This is a genomic window from Microbacterium sp. UBA3394 (assembly GCF_002358725.1).
Taxonomy (GTDB): domain Bacteria; phylum Actinomycetota; class Actinomycetes; order Actinomycetales; family Microbacteriaceae; genus Microbacterium; species Microbacterium luteum.
The window spans coordinates 1-4956 of sequence record NZ_DEPK01000147.1 but is presented as its reverse complement, the minus strand read 5'-3'; the positions used below and the strand labels follow the sequence as shown (position 1 = coordinate 4956).

Annotated in this window: 4 protein-coding genes; 3 read left to right on the top strand and 1 reads right to left on the bottom strand. The window is 68.4% G+C overall.

Annotation, left to right across the window (positions count from 1 at the left end; all coding sequences use genetic code 11):
* From B4E30_RS08660 to B4E30_RS08650, 3 genes are all read left to right on the top strand, one after another.
* On the top strand, positions 1-762 hold a 762-nt coding region (locus B4E30_RS08660), incomplete at its 5' end, for a phosphodiester glycosidase family protein (protein ID WP_286794774.1).
* Positions 763-767: 5 nt separating this feature from the next.
* Positions 768-1874, top strand: a complete 1107-nt coding sequence (locus tag B4E30_RS08655) for a bifunctional glycosyltransferase family 2/GtrA family protein (protein WP_286794789.1) — start codon at positions 768-770, stop codon at positions 1872-1874.
* A gap of 187 nt (positions 1875-2061) precedes the next feature.
* Positions 2062-3528 carry a sugar porter family MFS transporter gene (locus tag B4E30_RS08650; protein ID WP_286794772.1) on the top strand — a complete coding sequence of 489 codons (1467 nt, stop codon included), beginning with the start codon at positions 2062-2064 and terminating at the stop codon, positions 3526-3528.
* A 215-nt stretch (positions 3529-3743) separates the two neighbouring features.
* Here the strand turns inward: B4E30_RS08650 and B4E30_RS08645 are convergent.
* The coding region (locus B4E30_RS08645) for an alpha-amylase family protein (protein ID WP_286794769.1) at positions 3744-4956 on the bottom strand (1213 nt) is incomplete at its 5' end.

Sequence of the window (4956 nt, the reverse complement as noted above, 5' to 3'; positions counted from 1 at the left end):
AGCACCGAGACGGTCCTGACCGACACGTCGTACACGAGCGGGGAGACCTCGGTCGAGATCTCGACCGTCGTCGAGGGGTCCGGGGACTCGACCGTGACCTACTACGTCGCCGAGGTCACCCTGGGCGACGCGACCGCGCTGCGGAGCGCCTTCGCCAACAACCAGTTCGGCGAGAACATCACCGACCTCACCAGCTCCATCGCCGAAGAGAACGATGCCGTCTTCGCCATCAACGGCGACTACTACGGGTTCCGCGACACCGGCATCGTCATCCGCAACGGCGTCGTGTACCGCGACGAGCCCGCCCGCACGGGCCTCGTCTTCTACACCGACGGCAGCGTCGAGGTCTATGACGAGACCGCCACCAGCGCCGACGAGCTCGTGGCCGCCGGGGCGTGGAACACGCTCAGCTTCGGGCCCGCGATCGTCGAGGATGGCGCGGTCGTCGACGGGATCGAAGACGTCGAGGTCGACACGAACTTCGGCAACCACTCCATCCAGGGCGACCAGCCGCGCACCGCCGTCGGCGTCATCGACGACAACCACCTGGTGTTCGTCGTCGTCGACGGGCGCCAGAGCGGCTACAGCGAGGGGGTCACCCTCACCGAGCTCGCCGACATCTTCGTCGACCTGGGGGCGACGACGGCCTACAACCTCGACGGGGGCGGCTCGTCGACCATGTTCTTCGACGGCGAGGTGGTCAACAGCCCGTCCAACGGCGGCGAGCGCGCCACCAGCGACATCCTCTACATCGCGGGGTGACCGGCATGATCGTGCTCATCCCCGCGCTCGAGCCCGGACCGCGCCTGCCCTGGCTGGTGGACGACCTGCTCGCTGCTGATCCCGACCTTGCCGTCCTGGTCGTCGACGACGGCAGCGGACCCGGATACGACGACCTGTTCTCGGTGGTCGAAGACGCCGGGGCGCGCGTCATCCGCTTTCCACGGAATCGCGGGAAGGGAGCGGCACTGAAGGCGGGGTTCGCCGAGATCGCGCGGTGGGCACCGGATGACGACGTCGTGACCGCCGACGCGGACGGCCAGCATCGCGTCGACGACATCCTCCATGTCGCTGAGGCACTGCGACGGGAGAGGGCGACCGAATCTCCGTCGCTCATCCTCGGGTGTCGGGACTTCGGCGGTGACGTGCCGACGCGCAGTCGTGTGGGGAATGCGGTGTCACGCGGGGTCTTCCGCGTCGTCGCGGGGTGGTCGCTCAGCGACACCCAGACGGGTCTGCGCGGCATCCCGGCAGCGCTGCTGCCCTGGGCGATGTCGATTCCCGGCGACCGCTTCGAGTACGAGCAGAACATGCTGCTGCGCAGTCGGGGCGCGGGGGTGACCGCACAGGAGGTCCCCATCGCGACGGTCTATCTCGAGCGCAACGCCTCGAGCCATTTCCGTCCGTTGGCGGACTCGTTGCGCGTCATGCTTCCCCTGATCCTCTTCGCGGGCTCGTCTCTCCTCGCATTCGCACTCGACACGGTGCTCTTGCTCGTGCTGTCTGCCGCGACCGGCTCGCTGGTGTTCTCGATCGTGGCGGCCCGCGCGGTCAGCGCATCGGTGAACTTCGCCGTGAACCGCCGGGTGGTCTTCCACCGCCGAGGTCGGGGGCGACGGCGCGAGGCGATTCGGTACGCGGTGCTCGCGCTGCTGCTGCTCGCGTCGAACATCGTGTGGATGGAAGCGCTCACGGGCGTCGGCATGCCCCTCCTGGCCGCCAAGATCGTCACCGAGGCGGTGCTGTTCCTCACGAGCTACGGCGTGCAGCGCTCCCTCGTCTTTCGCACGCCCCGGCCACCCTCAGCCTCAGCTGCACCTCATCCGAAGGTGACGGATTTGACGAGCCACGCCAAGACTCAACTACACTTGTAAATTAGCGACGACGCGAACCGCTGCACGGCCTCGAAGGAGCATCCTCCTCCCGTGCCGCGTCTGTTGCAGCGCGTGCCCGAACGTGCCCTCTTGCCCCGGCATCGTCACGGTCCATCCGGACCGACACCCATCGACGACGCGCTCCACGTGGCTGTGACAGCCGTTCACCAGTCGATGTGGAGACACCTTGCCTCACACCAATTCGCCATCCCCTGCGCCGGTTCGGTCCCGCGCGGCCGTCTGGATCGTGACGAGCGTCGCGGCCCTGGCCGGATTCCTCTACGGCTACGACACCGGGATCATCTCCGGCGCGTTGCTGAAGATCACCGCCGAGTTCGAGATCGATCACCGCGTGCAGGAGATGATCACCGCCTCGATCCTCGTCGGCGCGGTTGTCGGCGCGCTGCTCTCGGGCCGCGTCTCCGAAGCGATCGGGAGACGGAAGACGATCATGATCGTCTCGCTCATCTTCCTCGCGGGCGCACTCGTGTCGGCCATCAGCCCGACACCCGAGACCCTCATGCTCTCCCGCGTCTTCCTCGGGCTCGCCGTCGGCGGGGCATCGCAGGCAGCACCCGTCTATATCGCCGAGATCGCCCCGGCTGTCAGTCGCGGTGCGATGGTGGCGACGTTCAACTTCGCGACCGCGCTCGGCATCCTCGCCGCGAACGTCGTCAGCTTCTGGCTGACCGCCTGGTCGTGGCAGCAGATGGTGGCCATCGCCGCCATCCCCGCCATCGTGCTGTTCATCGCGATGTTCTTCATGCCGGAGAGTCCTCGCTGGCTGGCGTCGCGCGGTCGCCGGCCCCAGGCCCGTGCCGTGCTGTCGCGTCTGCGGCGCCCTGCGCAGGTCGATCCCGAACTTGCGGATATCGACCGCATCCTCGAGCGCGAGAAGACGGAGCAGCGAGGGTGGCGCGTGCTCGGTGCGCCGTGGGTGCGACCGGCCGTGATCGCCTCCCTGGGCTTCGCCGCGTTCACCCAGCTGAGCGGCATCGAGATGATGATCTACTACACGCCGACGTTCATGACGACGGCGGGGCTGTCGGTCGACTTCGCGCTGCTGTCGAGCCTGCTCGTGGCGGTGATGTTCGCCACCACGAACTTCATCGGACGTTGGCTCGTCGACAAGGTCGGGCGGCGCGGGATCGTCCTCCTCCTCGTGCCGGGTGCCGCTCTCAGTCTCTTCTCGCTCGGCACCGCATTCGCCGTGGGCTCTCACAACCCGGTCTGGATCCTTCTCAGCCTTCTCGGCTTCATCGTGTTCGTCGGACTGAGCGTGCAGTGCTGCGGATGGCTGCTCGGCTCCGAGCTGTACCCGCTGTCCGCCCGCGGACCGGGCTCGAGCGCGAACGCCGCGGTGGTGTGGGGTGCGAACCTCCTTGCCACCGGGACGGCCCTGACGCTCGTGAACCTGCTCGGCGTCGGCGGCGCCATCATCGTGTACGGCGTGATCAATGTCGTCGGCTGGGTGTTCGTCTGGAAGTTCGTTCCCGAGACCAAGGGCGTGAGCTTGGAAGAGGTCGAGCAGGCTCTTCGCGCCGGAGAGTTCACCCCGCGCGGCATGGAGGCGCGGCATCAGCGCGAGCTCGATGGCGGCACGGCGAGCGCCACGGAGTTCCGGGATGCGGAAGAGCCGGCGCGCCGCCGCTGACGGGAACGACTGTCGAGCATGCACGCGGGACGGGAGGGCTTACGCTCTCCCGTCCCTCGTTTCGTCTCGCCCCGCTCGCTCAACGACCAGAGCGCACTCCCTGGGTCGTTGCGCGAGGAGCCCCAAGCCTTCTCCCGGTCGTCGCCCGAGACACCCCCCTCCCGGCCTTTGAGCGAGGAGCGCAGCGACGAGACGAAACGTCGCAGCAGATCGCCCTACGTCAGGATCACCCACCCGTGCGGCGGCAAGACGACGCGCGCGTCGGCGAGAACCCCGGTGCCGAGCGCCAGCTGCCCGGCACCGGCGGCGGCGGCGACCGCCTCGTCGTCGCCGATGTTCAGCGCCACGATGGCAGCCTCATCGTCAACGGCGGTGCGGATGACGAGCGTGAGATTCGTCGTCTCGACGACGTCGGTTCGCGCGGAGTGCAGCCACGGCCGACGGCGCCGGAAGGCGACGAGATCGCGGGTGAGACGCAGCGCATCACGCGCAGCATCCGTCTCCTCGACCTCCTCCGGCGTGGCCGGGAACGCCGGGCGCACGGCATCGTCACCGCCGATTCGCTCGGTCTTGACCGCGTCGAAGCCGTACTCGTCGCCGGCGTACACGGCGGGGGTTCCGGCGACGGTGAACAGCACCGCCAGCGCGTGGGGCAGATGGCGCTGTCCCACGGCTGTGGCGATTCGAGTGACGTCGTGATTGCCGACGAAGGTCGCTGGAACGAAGGCGTCGAGCAGCGCGACGTGGCGGCCGAGGGCATGCGCGAGCTCGAAGAAGTTCCCGTCGGCGATGCCGTGCCAGATCCCCTGCCACAGCTCGTACTGGGTGACGCTGTCGATGCCGGAGTCGCGCACGGTCGTGGCGTAGTCGCCGTGGATGACTTCGCCGAGGAACCACGCGTGAGGGTGTCGCTCGCGCACGCGCGGGAGCACCGCCGCCCAGAACGACGGCGGAACGGCGTACGCCGCATCCAGCCGCCACCCGTCGATACCGCGGTCGAGCCAGTAGTTCATGGCGTCGACCGCGAGATCGCGGACCGCCTCGGAGTCGTGATCGAGCTCGACGAGGCTGTCGTGGCCCTCGAAGACACCGTCTCCGCGCAGGGTCTCCACCTGGGGATGCTCCCGGCCGACGTGGTTGAAGACCCCGTCGAACAGCACCCGGACGCCGCGGTCGTGCGCCGCGGCGATCAGGCGACGCACGTCGTCCTCGTCGCCCAAGCGGGGATCCACACGGAAGTGGTCGACGATGTCGTAGCCGTGACTGGTCGAGGCGAACACCGGCCCGAGCAGGATGCCGTTCAACCCGAGTTCGATGACGTGATCGAGCCACGCCTCGATGTGCGGCAGGCGGTGCACGATGCGGCCTTCGTCGGCGCCTTCGCGGATCGGCGCCCCGGTGAAACCGAGCGGGTAGACGTGCCACCAC